Genomic DNA, 15,295 nt, shown 5'->3' on the forward strand with positions numbered 1-15,295 from the left:
GATGGCTAGCCAAGCATTCGATCGCGCCTTGCCAAGCCGGGAAACAAGCGAGTCCAGGCAAGCGCCACAAACAAGGTGCCGACCCCGCCCATCACCACCGACCCCACTGGCCCCAGCAGCGCGGCCGTCGCACCGGATTCAAATTCGCCCAGCTGATTGGAGGCTCCGATGAATATGGAGTTCACCGCCGAGACGCGGCCACGAATTTCATTCGGGGTTTCGAGTTGAACCAGCGTCTGCCGCATGACCACGCTGATGTTGTCAAAAGCGCCAGTGATCGCGAGGGCGATCAGCGATAGGCCAAAATGCTCCGACAGGCCGAACACAACGGTCGCCAGCCCAAATGCCGCGACTGAGCCCATCAGCCATGGCCCGACCTTACGTCGAATGGGCCAACGCAGCATCATGATTGACATCAGCAGTGCGCCGGCGGCGGGCGCTGCGCGCAACAACCCCAAGCCCTGAGGCCCGGTGTGCAAAATATCGCGGGCGTAGATCGGCAACAGCGCAGTGGCACCACCGAGCAGCACCGCAAACAGATCAAGCGAAATGGCGCCTAACAACAGTTTTTTGGTCCAGACGAAATGAACGCCAGCCAGAACGCTGCTTAGCGTCGTGGTCTCCTGGGAAGGTTGATATTGGTCATGTACCCCCTGCATCAACGCAAAGGCAAGGAGCATCAATCCAGCGCAGGTGCCATGGACCATCTGCGCGCCGGCCACATAAATCACGCCACCCAGTGCCGGGCCACAAATGACGGCGACTTGCATGCCGGTCGTCGATAGTGTGACCGCCCGTTCGAGCAGTGCAGCAGGCACCAGCATTGGCACCAAAGCCTGCTGCGCTGGCATCTGGAAGGCACGACAGGCCCCGAGCAGGATAGACAGACCCAGTATCAGTTCGCGTGAGATGAAGCCATTTTCTGTCGCCAGAAGCAGCAGCAGGGCCACGCCCCCCTGAGCAAGCACACACCCGGAGAATATCCAACTCCGCCGCAATCTATCGACGAGATGGCCTGCCGGCAGGGTTAGCAGTAGCGCCGGCACGAATTGGAACAGGCCAACCAGACCCAGATCCCAGGCGCTGCCGGTGATGTCATACATCTGCCAGGCAACCGCCACCATCAACATTTGCTGGGCCAGCATGGCGGACAAGCGGGCCAGCCAGAAAAATATGAACTGCCGATAAGCGAAGAGTTCGCCAAGCCTCGGTTTGCTCATGGTTCGCGCCTTACACCGCTGAATATCCGATCAAAACCGCAAAGAAGGCATTTAGACCTTAAAACCGACTTATCCACGCCAATACGCCAGACAGCGAACGCATGTGTCAATCTTCGTCTTCGTATCCGTGTTCCACCTCAAGCTCATCGGCGAATCGACTCGCCAGACCGGCCCGCCCATCCTTCGTCTTGATGACTTGAAGCAACTGCTCGAAGGTATCGTCAGCGATCGCCCCGGAGGCGCGATTGACCGACAGGACATGGACCAGGAACTCGATATTTTCCAGATCTTCTCCACTGCCCGGTGCACTCCCCAAAGCCGAAGCAAGCGCGTTGGCCAGGGAATTTGCCTGCCCCTTGGGCGGCTTCGGTACGACATCGTGGTGTGCGGCTTGCACGATCCTGATCATGTCGGGATGATCTTCGGGAAGAGTCTGTTCCATCAAGCAAGTTCTACAAATAGCGTGCGGGTTATGGGGAGTCAAGGCACATGGCGCCGGCAGGCAAAATACGCCAGAGGTTCGGCTGTGATCATTCATGCGGCCAATCGTTTCATTTTAATCGATTGCGTTTGTTGATTCTGGAAGCGTTCGCGCCATCACGGAAGCGCTGATTAAATCCACTAAAAGGCACGCATACCGCGCCAAGCCAAACATTGACAAGCCATGACGCGGCGCAAATGCGACAATCCGCCCCCGTTCATCGCTTACGACTTTCCTCGAAAATGATTGCGCAATACTTTCCCAACGGACTGGAACGCTACCTGATCGGCGGTCTGCTGATCGGTGCCGGCGTCGCTCTGCTCTTTCTCTGCACGGGTCGCCAAGGCGGTGTCAGCACCTTTTTCAGCGCGGCCTGGTCCTGGCTGCTCAGAACACCGTTTTTCCAGCAGGCCGCGTTTCGCGACACACGACAATGGCGCCTGATCTATACGCTCGGCCTGATGCTTGGCGGCACCCTGTATTTTCTGCTGGGCCTGCCACTCGAAAGCAGTCATTTGCCAATCTGGAAACTGCTTGTCGGTGGCCTGCTCATTGGTTTCGGCGCCCGCCTCGGTGGCGGCTGCACCTCCGGCCACGGCATCTGCGGCATGGCCTCGCTGTCAGGCGGTTCGCTACTTATGGTGTTCACTTTTCTGGGAACCGCCATCGTCACTGCAATGAGCCTGGCGGCACTGGGAGTCGCGCCATGATCCGGAATGCCGGGTTTTTCGATCACCTCGCCACGCTGGCAAGCGGCACGTTATTCGGTTTCGGGCTGGCCTGGTCGACGATGATTCGCCCCGAGTCCGTGCTGGCTTTCCTGACCTTTCAGGATCTCGGCCTGTTGCTGGTGCTTGGCTCGGCGGTTGGCCTCAACCTGCTGATCTTCCAGGTCTTGCCGAAAATCCGCCAACGGGCACTGCTCGGCGGCGTCTTCCAGCAACGTCCATTCTCGCTCGACAAGCAGAGTTTGGCCGGCGGCGTTCTATTCGGCTTGGGCTGGGGCATCTGCGGTATTTGCCCGGGCCCGGCACTGGCGGGATTAGGGGCGGGCAATGGCGATTTGCTGATCGCCCTGGCCAGCATTTTCGCCGGCGCAGGGATGCATGGACTGTGGGTTGATCGCCAGAACAGAAAAGCGGCGAACGTCATCTAAAAAGCTTGCCCGGCCAATCCCCGGAAGCGCCACCAGCAGCGTGTTTTCTTGATTTTCATCACCCGGAAACAATGGCCAGGCTGCGTATAATCGATAGCTGATGAACACAGCCGTCTCACTCGCCGAACACCTGCAACTCGCCGCCCGGAACACCCCGGCGGCGACTGCCTTGCTGTGCGATGGACAGCGTTGGTCATTTGCCGATCTGCTGGCTGATGTCGCTCAACTGGCGACCATGCTTCCCTCTGTCGCCGCCCCTGTCATCATGCACGGCAGCAGCCTGGAACTGGCACGACATGCTTATGCCTGCAGTATCGCCAAGCGCCCGTTTTTCCCCGTCGACCAGCCCCGACCCGATGCCACGCTCGGCAATACCTCGCCGTTATCGGCCAGCGCCTGCTCTCTGGCTGACATCGCGCTGATCATCTCGACCAGTGGCAGCGAAGGCAAACCGCGCGCCGTGCTGCTTGGCAAGGCCCAACTGGATGCCGCGGCAGCCGCTTCGAATTCGCTACTGCCACTGGCTCCCGGCGACCTGTGGCTGAACTGCCTGCCGCTCTACCACATCGGCGGGCAGAGCATCCTCTGGCGCAGTGCCCGCGCCGGTGCTGCAGTGCTGCTGCACGACGGCTTCGATGCGGCCCGGGTAGCCAGCGACCTGAGCAGCCATCCTGTCAGCCATATCTCGCTGGTTCCGGCCATGCTCGCCCGCCTGCTCGATCTCGGCATCCGGCCGCCGGCTTCGCTGCGCGTCACGCTGATCGGCGGCGCCGCCCTCTCCCGCCCGCTCTACGAAAAGGCGATGGCCGCCGGCTGGCCGCTCTACCCCAGCTATGGCATGAGCGAAACGGCCGCCCAGTGCGCCACCTTTGATCCGGCCGATGGCCACTGGCATGAAGGACTGGTCGGCAAACCCATGCCCGGCCACGAAATCCGCATCGGTGACGATGGCAGGATCAGGATACGCGGACCACAAGTGATGCTTGGCTATCTCGATGGCAGCGGACCGGACCAGGACGGCTGGCTGCTCACCAGCGACCTCGGCAAAATTGACTCAGGTGGCAACCTGACCGTGCTCGGCCGTGCCGACGACATGCTGATCAGCGGTGGTCGCAACGTTCATCCGCAGGAAATCGAATCCTGCCTCGCCGCCTGTCCGGGCGTCGAAGACATCGCGGTCACCGGCCTGCCCGACCCGGTCTGGGGCGACCTGATCGTCGCCCTGGTCGTTGGCCCGGTCGCCCCGGAAAATCTGCTGGCCCACGCCCGTGCGCATCTGCCATCGGCTGCCTTGCCACGCCGGATTCACCATCTCGCCCAGCTGCCGCGCAATGCCACCGGCAAGCTGGAACGTTCTGCGCTGCGCCGGCTCGCCACCGAGGCCAGACCATGATCTACGCGCTGCGCAGCCGTCTGGCCTCGCCGGAAACGCTGTCCAGACTGGAGGCGCTCGCCCAGGGTGCCCCCGCCTCGGCACCGGTCAGCCTGCGTCTTGAGCTTGGCCGTTCCGATACCGACTGGCTGCACCTCTTGCCCGGACATTTGCCCAGCTGGTACCGGGCCCGCCCGAACCACCGGGAATTCCGCCTGGGCATCGGTCATGCGCTGCATGTGGCCACCGCCGGCCCCAACCGTTTTGGCGCACTGGACAATGCCTTCAGCGGATTCTGTCAGCACTGGCGCCGGAACGGTCCGGCCCTGGCCTTTGCCGGTTTCGCCTTTGATACCGCCAACAATGCACCGTTGCCCAACGCCCTGCTGTCCATCCCAGCCATCCTGCTCGAAAACATGGCTGGCAACTGTTCGGTGACGCTGACGAGTGCCGCCGGACGCCTCTCTCAGGCAGCCAGTGAATGGATGCACTGGCTAAGCCAATCACTGGCCGGCGAAACGCCACGTCTGTTGCCCAGCCGACCAGAACCGCTCGCCGAACGGGCCTGGATCGCCCGCGTCAACGGCGCCCTGCGCGATATCAGCACCGGTAGCGTCGACAAGATCGTGCTCAGTCGCAGCCGAAAATTCGAAGCCAGTGGGCCATTTTTGCCCGCCGGCATCCTGACCCAGCTGATCGAACAACAACCGACTGGTCTGATCTACGCCTATGGCAACGGCCAGCAAATGTTCCTCGGTGCCACGCCGGAAAGGCTGGTTCGCCTGCAGGGCAGAAAGGTCGATGTCGATGCACTGGCCGGCACTGCGTGGCCAGGCTCGCTCGCCCTGTCCGAGAGCAAGAACCGCCACGAGCAGTCGCTGGTCGTCCACGCCATCTGCGCTGCGCTTTCCTCACTGTGCGACGCCGCACCAAGCGTCGGCCCCATCGAGGAACACATGGCTGGCCGACTGGCCCATTGGCGCAACCGGATTTCAGCTGAAGTTAACACCGAAACCAGCCTGTTCGACCTGGTTCGCACCCTACACCCGACCCCGGCCGTCGGCGGTTTCCCGTCGGCCGCCGCCCAGAGCTGGCTGGCCGCGCACGGCGAAGCACGCAGCGGCTGGTACAGCGGCGGCCTTGGCATCCTGACACCGGACGGCGACGGCGAGTTTTCCGTTGCCCTGCGCTCCGCCCTGATCGACGGCAACATGGCCGAACTGCAGGCCGGCGCCGGCATCGTCGCCGGCTCTGACCCGCAGCATGAACTGGCTGAAACCGAAGCCAAGCTGGGTACCCTGCTCGCCGCACTTTCATCGGCGGCAAAATCGAGCAACAGTATCAGCGCCTGAAAACCGGCCTGATTTGCCGTTTGACTGCACTGGCACAGCGCCAACCTGTCATCCCGCTGAAACATTAGTGCAACAAAATGATGGTCTTAAAGCCTATACTTCAAGGATCACATGGAGCGCGCGCGATGACCCATCCCCAATTAAAACCCCGCTTCCCGCCCGAGAACTATCTCAACCGCGAACTTGGCTTGCTGGCTTTCAATCGCCGGGTTCTCGCCCAGGCGCAAGACGAACGGATACCCTTGCTCGAACGCCTGCGCTTCCTGTGCATCGTTTCCAGCAATCTGGATGAGTTCTTCGAGATTCGCATGGCCGGGCTGAAGGAACAGGTCAAGGCACACGCCACGGTGGTCACGACCGACGGCAAGACCGCGCAGGAGGCCTACCGCCTGGTCTCGGCCGAGACGCATGCAATGGTCGCCGAGCAGTACCAGCACCTGAACGATGTCATTCTGCCGGCACTGGCGGAACAGAGTATCCGCTTCCTGCGCCGCACGACCTGGAACGAAGCACAGCGCGAGTGGATTCGCAATTACTTCATCCGCGAGATGGTTCCGGTGTTGACCCCCATCGGTCTCGACCCCTCGCACCCCTTCCCGCGTGTGCTCAACAAGAGCCTGAATTTCGCCATCGAGCTGGAAGGCAAGGATGCCTTCGGCCGCAGCTCCAACGCCGCCATTGTCCAGGCCCCGCGCGTGCTACCGCGCGTCATCCGCCTGCCGGAAGAACTGGCCGGCTGTGAATACGGCTTCGTGTTCCTGTCTTCCATCCTGCACGAATTCGTCGGCGAATTGTTCACCGGCATGACCGTACTCGGCTGCTACCAGTTCCGCGCCACGCGCAACTCCGACCTGTTTGTCGACGAGGAAGAAGTCACCAACCTGCGCACCAAGCTGCAGGGCGAATTGCCACAGCGCCACTTCGGCAATGCCGTCCGCCTCGAAGTCGCCAATAATTGCTCGGAGGCAATGACCGAATTCCTGCTTGCCCAGTTCGATCTGAAGCCAACCGACCTTTACCGCGTCAATGGCCCGGTGAACCTGGTTCGTCTGATGCAGGTGCCGGACTGGGTCGACCGTCCGGACATGAAATTCCGCCCCTTCACACCCGGCACCCCGAAAGGACTGGCCAAGGGGGCCAACATCTTCGAGAGCATTCGCAAGAACGATATCCTGCTGCATCATCCCTACCAGTCCTTCGCACCGGTCATCGAGTTTCTCAACCAGGCAGCGACCGACCCGAGCGTGGTCGCGATCAAGATGACCGTCTACCGGACCGGCACCGATTCGGTCTTGATGGAGTCGCTGATTCGCGCCGCCCAGAACGGCAAGGAAGTCACCGTCGTCGTCGAATTGATGGCCCGTTTTGACGAGGAAGCCAACATCAGCTGGGCAACCAAGCTGGAACAGGTTGGCGCCCATGTCGTCTATGGCGTCGTCGGCTACAAGACACACGCCAAGGCCTTGCTGATCGTACGCCGGGAAGAAGGCGGCCTGAAGCGCTACGCCCACCTCGGCACCGGCAACTACCACCCGCGTACGGCCCGTCTCTACACCGACTTTGGCCTGATGACGGCCAACGAGGAAGTCACGCACGACGTTGCCGAAGTGTTCAAGCAACTGACCGGTCTGGGCAAGGCACGGACCCTGAAGCACCTGTGGCAGGCACCATTTACCTTGCAGCAGAACGTCGTCGCCGGCATCCAGGCCGAGGCGGAGATTGCCCGCAAGGGCGGCAAGGCGCGCATCGTCGCCAAGATGAATTCGCTGCTCGAGTCCGAAGTGATCGATGCACTCTACAAGGCCTCACAGGCCGGCGTCGAGATCGACCTGATCGTGCGCGGTGTCTGCGCGCTGCGGCCCGGCGTCCCCGGCCTGTCCGACAAGATTCGCGTCCGCTCGATCATTGGCCGCTTCCTCGAACACCATCGCATTTTCTACTTCCTGGCCGGCGGCAAGGAAAACGTCTACCTGTCGAGCGCCGACTGGATGGACCGCAATTTCTTCAAACGCATCGAACTGGCCTTCCCCATCCTCGACCCCAAGCTAAAGAAACGGGTCATTAACGAAGGGTTGAAGTTCTACCTGGCCGATAACCAGCAAGGCTGGGAAATGAACGGTCAGGGCGTCTACCAGCGTCGCCGCTCGACCCGCAGCACGCCGCACAATGCGCAAGGCGAGTTGATGGTCAACGTAGGGAACAGCTAAAGCGATACCAATATCCTGAAAATTCAATTCTGGTTGAAGAACCTTCCCCCGCTGGCCTCATGTTCCGGTTATAGTTTTAGGAATATTTGGACTTCTTGGCAAAACCAGCAAACCAGAATAAATGAATCCCCTACGAATACTCTTGGCCGACGACAGCGTGGCCATAGGCACACTTATCGGAGAGCAGCTTCGGAGCAACGGGCACATCGTCACGTTTGTGCAAAGCGGCGAAGAGACGATTGCCGCCTGTCGGGAATCGTTGCCCGAACTGATTCTGATGGACATCGAAATGCCCGGCATGGGCGGCCTTGAAGCCATCAAGCAGATCCGGAAAATTCCGGCACCGTTCCGGGTGCCGATCATCACCGTCACCAGCCACACCGATGAAGCCAACCTGCTGAGCAGTTTCATGGCCGGCGCTGACGACTACATCATCAAGCCGATCCAGCCCCTGCTCCTCGACATCCGCATCCAGGCCATGATGCGGGTTGTCGCGGATCAGCGCTCAGCGGCTGCGATGATCGACAACATGCTCGAAGGCGTCATCCGGATCGATCGGGTCGGCCGAATTTCGGCCTTCAACAAGGCTGCCGAGAATATCTTTGGTTACACGGCAAGCGAGGTGCTGGGCAACAACGTAAAAATGCTGATGCCTTCGCCATATCGGGAAGAGCACGACGACTATCTGGGCAACTACGCGGCGACCGGCGAACGCAAGATTATCGGCACTGGCCGCGAGGTTAGCGGACTGCGCAAGAGTGGTGAGATCTTCCCGATGCAGTTGGGCGTTACCGACGTCGCGACCCCGGACGACCGTTTTTTTGTCGGATTGATCCGCGACCTGAGCAGTGAAAAAATGCTGCGCAAGCGACTTGCCGAGAGCCGAAACTTCCTGGCCGACGTCATTGAGCACAGCCCTTCGGCGACTTACGTCAAGAGTCGCGAAGGACGCTACCTGCTGGTTAACCGCAAGCATGAGGAAGTCACCGGTCTGTCCCGCGCCCAAGTGCTGGGCAAGACGGACGCCGAGATATTCCCGGCAGCTGCTGCAGAGGCCTACCGGCGCGTCGACCTCGAGGTAATGGCTAGCGGACACACGGTCGAGGCCGAAGAAAAATTACATAAGGGGCAAGGAGAGGCCTTCTTCCTGTCAGTCAAGTTCCCGACGCGGAACAGTTCAAACGAAATTACCGGCATTTGCGGCATATCCACCGACATTACGCCAATCAAGCACTACCAGAAGGAACTTGAGCGCCTGTCACAATTTGATGAACTGACCAATCTGTTCAATCGACGCCACTTTTTCAGCCTTGCCAAGCATGAACTGAACCGCAGTTCGCGTTATCGAAGCAAGCTGTCGGTCATGATGCTGGACATCGATCACTTCAAGCGGATCAACGATGGCCACGGCCATAAAACCGGGGATCTGGTGCTCGCCAATATCGGCAAACAGATCGGGGACTCCTTGCGCGACAGCGATATTGCCGGACGCATGGGCGGCGAGGAATTTGCCATCCTGCTCCCGGAAACCGATCTCGAACAAGCCAGCATCATGGCCGAACGACTGAGAAAGCAGGTCGCGGAAACATGGCTCGACATTGGCGATGGCCGCACCTTGAACTGCACACTGTCGATCGGTCTCGCGACCAAGTCAGACCAGCAGATCGACCTCGAGAACCTGCTCCATCAGGCCGACACTGCGCTCTACGCGGCAAAGAACTCGGGCCGCAACAAGGTCAGTTGCGCCGACCGGAATCGTCCGGCGTAAAGAACAGCCCGACCCCCAGCACAATCAGCACCAGCGGCCACCACTTCCGGATCAGCGCCACCAGATCGAGTTCGAACAAGTCGAGATTGACGCCCAGCGCCAGGGCGCCAATCACGATCAGCGCTATCGATACGAAATTGCCTTTCATTTCATCTCCCTAAGCGGACCGATGTTCAGGCACGCCGCACGCCGACGACACCTTCGACGTCGTGGACCAGCGTCAGCGTGCGCTGCAATTGCTGCAGATTGGTAATTTCGACGGTAAAGCTCATGTGCGCCTTGCCCTGCTTGGACTGGGTGTTGACGCCGACGACATTGAGCCTCTCCCGGGTGAATATCTCGGAAATATCGCGCAGCAAACCCTGGCGGTCATGTGCATCGACAATGATGTCGCAGGCAAAAACACCGGTGGTCTGCAGCCCCCAGTCCGTCTCGATGACCCGCTCGGGATGCAGGGCGGCCAGATTGGCAAAATTGGGGCAATCCATGCGGTGGATCGAAATCCCCTTGCCACGGGTAATGAACCCCTGGATCTCGTCCGGCGGCGCCGGCTTGCAGCAACGGGCCAACTGGGTCAGCAACTTGTCGACACCGACGATCAGGATGCCCTGATTGCCGGCGACCGGCTTGCTCGGTTTGGCGATCACCTCATCGGGCAACTGCGTTTCGGCCAGCAGGTCGCCGCCCTTGGCCACGGCCTGGAATTGCCGCTGGTTCAGGTCGCCGCGTGCGGCGGCAATATACAGGTCATCGGCCTTGGCAAAGCCCAGCTTGTGGGACAATTCCTCGATGTTCGCCCCGGTCTGCCCGGCCCGCTGCAATTCCTTGCCGATCAGGCCGCGCCCCTCGGACAAGGTTTCTTCCAGTGCCAGGTTGGAGAACCAGCCCCGCACCTTGACCCGGGCGCTCTTGGTGTGGATATAACCGAGGCCGGGATTCAGCCAGTCGCGTGACGGCCCGCCCACCTTGGCGGTGACGATCTCGACTTCCTGCCCGGTTTCCAGCGAGGTATTGAGTGGCACCAGTTGGCCGCCGACCTTGGCGCCCCGGCAACGATGGCCAAGATCGGTATGGACGCGATAGGCGAAATCGATCGGTGTCGAACCGGCCGGCAAATCGACGACCTTGCCCTGCGGCGTGATGACGTAAATCGTTTCGTCGAGCGCCGCCTGCTTGTAATGCTTGACCCAGTCCGAGCTGTCGGCGACTTCGTCCTTCCAGGTCAGCAGTTGGCGCAACCAGGCGATCTTCTCGTCGTAGTCATCCTCGGTCGTCCGTTTGCTGCCTTCCTTGTAGCGCCAGTGCGCGGCAACGCCGAGTTCGGCATGCTTGTGCATCTCGGCGGTACGAATCTGGATTTCCAGACTGCGGCCATCCGGGCAGCGCACTGCCGTATGCAGCGAACGGTAGTAGTTGCCCTTGGGGTTCGAGATGTAATCATCGAACTCCCTGGGAATCGGCAGCCACAGGTTGTGCACGATACCCAACGCGGTGTAGCAGTCCTTCAGGTCATCGACGATGATGCGCAGAGCGCGAACGTCATAGACCTCGGAAAACTCGACGTCCTTCTTCCGCATCTTGTTCCAGATGCTGTAGATATGCTTCGGACGGCCATAGACTTCAGCCCCCTTGACGCCGGCAGCTTCGAGTTCGCCACGGACTCGCGCCACCGCATCGACGATGAACTTCTCGCGCTCGCTGCGCTTCTCGTCCAGCATCTTGGCAATTTTCTTGTAGGTATCCGGATGGATGAAGCGGAAGGACAAGTCCTCCAGTTCCCACTTAAGTTCCCAGACCCCGAGCCGGTTGGCCAGCGGCGAATACAGTTCCAGCGTTTCGCGTGCCACCTGCACCCGCAGTTCATCCGGATGTGCCGCATAGAAGCGCAAGGTCTGCGTCCGGCTGGCCAAACGCAGCAGCACGACACGGATGTCCTCGACCATGGCGAGCAGCATCTTGCGCAACACTTCGACCTGCGCCTTCATCTCCGCCGGATTGATCTCGCCAGCCTCGATGTTGATGGCAACGAAACCCTTGGTAATTGGCCGCAACCTGTTGAGTCGGGAAATGCCATGCACCAGATGGGCAGCCGGCTTGCCGAAACGCGATTCGATACTGGTAATGCCATGCTCGTCATGGGACGGGATGGCGAAGAGCACGGCGGCAATGCGCGACTCGACATCAAGCTTGAGTCCGGCAATGATGACCGCCATGCCCAGCGCGTGCGACCAGATGCGTTCACCGCTACCCAGCGTCCGGTCGCCATAGACTTCCCAGGCGTATTCAACGGCCTTTTTCAGGCGCTCGGCATCAGCAGGAGGAACCCCGTCAGTCAAGGTGACGAGGAACTGTTCGAAGTCGCTCGTGGCGGCGACGGAATGGACAACGGAAACCATAGTCGCAATTATAAGTCTGATCGTTCTCTGCCCGATCCCGACGACATCAATTTCAGGCCCCCGGGTCTACCCCAACAGCGCCATGAGCGGCTTCAGGCATAATCCCCGACCATGAAAAATCTGTTCGCCAACCCCTATCTGTTGCTGACCCTGACCGTCCTTTCCTGGTCCGGCAACATGGTCATCGGCCGCGGTGTGCGCGGCGACATTCCACCGCTGACCTTTGCCTTCTGGCGCTGGGTGATTGCCTTCGCCCTGATTCTGCCACTGGCCCTGCCGCACCTGAAAACGCAGTGGCCGCTCCTGAAGAAAGGCTGGAAACCCTTGCTGGTGCTCGGCCTGCTCGGTGTCGGCGGCTACAACACCTTTGCCTATCTGGCCCTGCAGGACACCACGGCGACCAATGCCGCGCTGCTCAACTCCTTCATCCCGATCGCCACCATCGCCATCTCCTGGGCCTTTCTCGGCAAGCACCTGCGCCGGATCGAGGGTATCGGGGTCGTCGTCTCGCTGTGTGGTGCGATGACCATCATCTCGCGTGGCGATATTGCCGTATTGGCTCACCTCAACCTCAACGTCGGCGACGTCTGGATGCTGGTCGCCGTGCTCGACTGGGCGATCTATACGGTCGCCCTCGCCTGGCGCCCGGCGGGGGTGCACCCGATGCTGATGCTCGGCGCCACGACCATCATCGGCCTCAGCGCGCTGGCCCCGGCCTATGCCTGGGAAATGGCCCAGGGGCGGGTCATGAACATCCATTTTGGATCGCTCTCGGCACTGGCCTACGTTGGCATCTTCCCCAGTTTCCTCGGCTACATTTTCTACAACAAGGGCGTGGCCGAAGTCGGCCCGAACAAGGCCAGCCTGTTCATCCATCTGATGCCGGTCTTTGGCACCCTGCTCTCCTTCCTGTTCCTCGGCGAAATACCGTTCTGGTACCACTACCTGGGCATCGGGCTGATTTTTACCGGCATCTGGCTGACCACAAAGAGATGAGAGAACTGCTCGACCGCCTGCGCGGCAAGAAACCAACGCTGATCCCCGACACCTTGTGGGCGGTCACCGTCACTGCCCTGCCTTTTCTCGACATTCTGGCAAGCGACGAGCAGAAACAGCTGAAAACGCTGGCCGAGGCCTTTCTCGCCGAAAAGGAATTCAGCACGGCCGGCGGGCTGGAACTAACTGACGAAATCTGCGTCTCCATCGCGGCCCAGGGCTGCCTGCCCATCCTCAAGCTCGGCCTCAACGCCTATCGCGACTGGATCGGCATCGTCGTCTATCCCGACGAGTTCGTCGTGCCGCGCCGCATCGAGGATGAATCCGGCATCGTTCACGAATACGACGACGTGCTTTCCGGCGAGGCCTGGGAAGGTGGTCCGCTGATCGTTTCGTGGCACGACGTGCAGATGGCTGGCGACGGTTACAACGTGGTCATCCATGAATTCGCCCACAAGCTGGACATGCTGAACGGCGACGCCGACGGCATGCCGGCCCTGCACAGCGGCATGACCGAAGCCGAGTGGGAGGAAATCTTTTTCGCTGCTTATGAGAATTTTTGCCAGCGCGTCGACAGCGGCGAGGAAACCGCTATCGACCCTTATGCCAGCGAAGCCCCGGCCGAATTTTTTGCGGTGCTGACCGAGAGCTTCTTTGAAATCCCGGACCTCGTTGCCGAGGAATACCCGGCCCTGTACGAACTGCTCAGCCGCTACTACCGGCAGGACCCGCTGGCCCGGCTGACAAAAGCTGCCAGCGCGTCGAGCACCAGCGCCTCCTGATCGCGCTGCGGCGAATGGCCGCATTTCGGCAGCTTCAGCAACGATGTTCCCGGTACCTGCTCGGCGATCACCTCGATCTGGCGCATCGTCGCATACTCGTCGTCCTCGCCCTGGATGGCCAGCACCGGGCAGCGGATTTTCGGCAAATATTCCTCGATATTCCAGTCGCAGAACGGTGGCGACAGCCAGCAGTCATTCCAGTCACTGAACACCCGTGGCGCATCGCGATGGTAGCGGGCCAGCTTTTGTGGCCAGTCGGTGTCGTCCCATAGCTGGCGGGCAGCCCGAATTCCGGCCAGCGTTTCGGCCTCGACAAATTCATGCGGCGCCATCACCGCCACTCCGAGCGGCTCCTCGGGAAAAGCACCGGCGAAAATCAGTGCAATGCTGCCGCCGTCGCTATGCCCGATCAGGATTGGCCGCTCGATCTTCAGTGCCTCCAGCAACGCCGGCAGCATTTCCTCACCCTCGCGGTGCATGTAGCGTACCGTACGAGGCTCCGGATAGGGTTCCGAACCACCATAACCTGCGCGTGACCAGACGATCAGTCGGCAACCAGTCGCCGCTGCCAGCTTTTCCGGAAAGTGGCGCCACATGGTGACGCTGCCCAGGCCTTCATGCAGCAACAGCAAGGTCGGCCGTCCTTCAGTAGTGGCGGGGTAATCGCGATATTCGAGTTTCAGGCCTTTGACAGTAACGTGTTTCATGCGCTCAAAAGAAATTCGCGGACGACGGCAATCTGGTCATCCGACTGGAACATGGGGGCATGGCCAACGCCGGCGATTTCCGCCAGTTTTGCGCGCGGGCCACAGGAAGACATTTTTTGCCAGGTGTCGCGGGTCAGCAGATCGGACTCGGCGCCGCGAATAACCAGTGTCGGGCAGCTAATTTGCCCATAGAGAGGCCAAAGGTCAATGTCCTGATCGGCGAACGCCGCCTTGAACGGCTCGGCGATGCGAGGGTCGTAACGAAAGGCCCAGCGGCCATCGGCGCGCTGGGTGACACTGGTCTCGGTCAGATGGTGCCATTGCGCCTCAGTCAGCGGACCGAACGGCTCACTGACCAGTTTGACGAAAGCCAAAGCCTCGTCAAAAGTCGGCCAGACCGGATCGACACCGACATAAGTCGCGATGCGGTGCAGCGATTCGACGGTAATCAAAGGCCCGACATCATTGAGCACCAGTTTGCGGATCGGCGTTCCCTCCTGCGCCGCCAGCGCCATGCCGATCAGCCCGCCCATCGAAGTACCCACCCAATGCACGGTGTCGACATTGAGCCGGGCAATCAGGGTCACCATGTCGGCCACGTATTGCGGGATGGCATAGGCGGCAGGATCGCGCAGATGGGCGCTCTTGCCGCGCCCCACCACATCCGGGCAGATCACCCGGTAATGCGCCGACATCGCTTCGGCCAGTGCATCGAAATCCCGGCCGTTGCGAGTCAGGCCATGAACGCAGACCAGCACGCGCGGATTATCGCGGGCTCCCCACTCGGTGTAGGCCATCCGGTGCAAACCGGATGGTCCAATGCACTGCACGGTATTTTGTTTAAATTGCATAGTGCCT

Annotated in this window: 14 protein-coding genes; 8 read left to right on the top strand and 6 right to left on the bottom strand. The window is 60.6% G+C overall.

Translation table 11 applies throughout. The annotated features are described in order from the left end of the window. Positions 1–5: 5 nt before the first annotated feature. The gene (locus DARO_RS14440; RefSeq protein ID WP_011288546.1) at positions 6–1,220 is read right to left on the bottom strand and encodes an MFS transporter; all 1,215 of its coding nucleotides are present in this window, start codon (positions 1,218–1,220) and stop codon (positions 6–8) included. Positions 1,221–1,326: 106 nt separating this feature from the next. Then, on the bottom strand, positions 1,327–1,662 hold the full coding sequence (locus tag DARO_RS14445) for a hypothetical protein (RefSeq protein ID WP_157037224.1): 336 nt from the start codon (positions 1,660–1,662) through the stop codon (positions 1,327–1,329). 281 nt (positions 1,663–1,943) lie between these two features. Here DARO_RS14445 and DARO_RS14450 point away from each other — a divergent pair, with 281 nt between their 5' ends. The 6 genes from DARO_RS14450 to DARO_RS14475 all read left to right on the top strand — a co-directional run bounded on the left by DARO_RS14450 (position 1,944) and on the right by DARO_RS14475 (position 9,556). Beyond that, positions 1,944–2,411, top strand: coding sequence for a YeeE/YedE thiosulfate transporter family protein (locus DARO_RS14450; RefSeq protein ID WP_157037225.1), 468 nt, complete (start codon positions 1,944–1,946; stop codon positions 2,409–2,411). Beyond that, positions 2,408–2,857 carry a DUF6691 family protein gene (locus DARO_RS14455; RefSeq protein WP_011288549.1) on the top strand — a complete coding sequence of 150 codons (450 nt, stop codon included), beginning with the start codon at positions 2,408–2,410 and terminating at the stop codon, positions 2,855–2,857. The genes DARO_RS14450 and DARO_RS14455 overlap by 4 nt, the downstream gene beginning before the upstream one ends. 100 nt (positions 2,858–2,957) lie before the next feature. Further along, a complete protein-coding gene (locus DARO_RS14460; RefSeq protein ID WP_011288550.1) occupies positions 2,958–4,250 on the top strand; it encodes an AMP-binding protein in 1,293 nt (430 codons plus the stop codon). Beyond that, positions 4,247–5,581 (top strand): chorismate-binding protein, encoded by a 1,335-nt coding sequence (locus DARO_RS21825; RefSeq protein WP_011288551.1) that lies wholly within the window; start codon positions 4,247–4,249, stop codon positions 5,579–5,581. Before DARO_RS14460 ends, DARO_RS21825 begins: the two co-directional genes overlap by 4 nt. A 125-nt stretch (positions 5,582–5,706) precedes the next feature. Further along, positions 5,707–7,788 carry a polyphosphate kinase 1 gene (gene ppk1 / locus DARO_RS14470; protein ID WP_011288552.1) on the top strand — a complete coding sequence of 694 codons (2,082 nt, stop codon included), beginning with the start codon at positions 5,707–5,709 and terminating at the stop codon, positions 7,786–7,788. A 121-nt stretch (positions 7,789–7,909) separates the two neighbouring features. Next, a complete protein-coding gene (locus tag DARO_RS14475) occupies positions 7,910–9,556 on the top strand; it encodes a GGDEF domain-containing response regulator (protein ID WP_011288553.1) in 1,647 nt (548 codons plus the stop codon). Here the strand turns inward: DARO_RS14475 and DARO_RS14480 are convergent. Next, positions 9,525–9,704 (bottom strand): LiaI-LiaF-like domain-containing protein, encoded by a 180-nt coding sequence (locus DARO_RS14480; protein WP_011288554.1) that lies wholly within the window; start codon positions 9,702–9,704, stop codon positions 9,525–9,527. The two genes, DARO_RS14475 and DARO_RS14480, sit on opposite strands and share 32 nt — an antisense overlap. Before the next feature lie 25 nt (positions 9,705–9,729). Next, the gene (locus DARO_RS14485) at positions 9,730–11,952 is read right to left on the bottom strand and encodes a RelA/SpoT family protein (protein WP_011288555.1); all 2,223 of its coding nucleotides are present in this window, start codon (positions 11,950–11,952) and stop codon (positions 9,730–9,732) included. A 111-nt stretch (positions 11,953–12,063) separates the two neighbouring features. On the opposite strand from DARO_RS14485, the gene DARO_RS14490 reads away from it, so the two are divergent. After that, complete coding sequence (locus tag DARO_RS14490; RefSeq protein ID WP_011288556.1) at positions 12,064–12,948, top strand: DMT family transporter; 885 nt, start codon at positions 12,064–12,066, stop codon at positions 12,946–12,948. After that, complete coding sequence (locus DARO_RS14495; RefSeq protein ID WP_011288557.1) at positions 12,945–13,730, top strand: M90 family metallopeptidase; 786 nt, start codon at positions 12,945–12,947, stop codon at positions 13,728–13,730. Before DARO_RS14490 ends, DARO_RS14495 begins: the two co-directional genes overlap by 4 nt. Here DARO_RS14495 and DARO_RS14500 read toward each other — a convergent pair. Both DARO_RS14500 and DARO_RS14505 read right to left on the bottom strand, forming a co-directional pair. Then, positions 13,664–14,437, bottom strand: a complete 774-nt coding sequence (locus DARO_RS14500; protein WP_011288558.1) for an alpha/beta fold hydrolase — start codon at positions 14,435–14,437, stop codon at positions 13,664–13,666. The two genes, DARO_RS14495 and DARO_RS14500, sit on opposite strands and share 67 nt — an antisense overlap. Further along, a complete protein-coding gene (locus DARO_RS14505; protein ID WP_011288559.1) occupies positions 14,434–15,288 on the bottom strand; it encodes an alpha/beta fold hydrolase in 855 nt (284 codons plus the stop codon). The genes DARO_RS14500 and DARO_RS14505 overlap by 4 nt, the downstream gene beginning before the upstream one ends. Positions 15,289–15,295 lie beyond the last annotated feature (7 nt).

The sequence above is a fragment of the Dechloromonas aromatica RCB genome (assembly GCF_000012425.1).